Consider the following 370-nt stretch of genomic DNA (forward strand, 5'->3'; position numbering starts at 1 on the left):
CTAGTCAAAGACTAGAAATCAACATTCCCATAACACTGTATGGAATGCTCATTTCTAAGCTCTTACAACAGAAGCAGTAAATGGTGGAGCCAAGCGGGATCGAACCGCTGACCTCCTGCGTGCAAGGCAGGCGCTCTCCCAGCTGAGCTATGGCCCCGTATCACTACAGGCATTACCACACAAAATTGGTGGGTCTGGGCAGATTCGAACTGCCGACCTCACCCTTATCAGGGGTGCGCTCTAACCAACTGAGCTACAGACCCAATTTCGAGCTTGTAGCCGCTAGCCTGGAGCTATCAGCTTGGAGCTTAAAGCTGCTTCTAATCGTCTTCTTCAATGAATCAAGCAATTCGTGTGGGAGCTTATGGTA

Annotated in this window: 2 tRNA genes; both read right to left on the minus strand. The window is 49.7% G+C overall.

Features of this window, described 5'->3' with window-relative positions:
• Nucleotides 1-81: 81 nt before the first annotated feature.
• Nucleotides 82-157 (minus strand) — tRNA-Ala (locus JL015_RS27595).
• A gap of 29 nt (nucleotides 158-186) precedes the next feature.
• A tRNA-Ile gene (locus JL015_RS27600) sits at nucleotides 187-263 on the minus strand.
• Nucleotides 264-370 lie beyond the last annotated feature (107 nt).

It is taken from the genome of Pseudomonas cichorii (genome assembly GCF_015471405.1).
GTDB lineage: Bacteria > Pseudomonadota > Gammaproteobacteria > Pseudomonadales > Pseudomonadaceae > Aquipseudomonas > Aquipseudomonas serbiensis.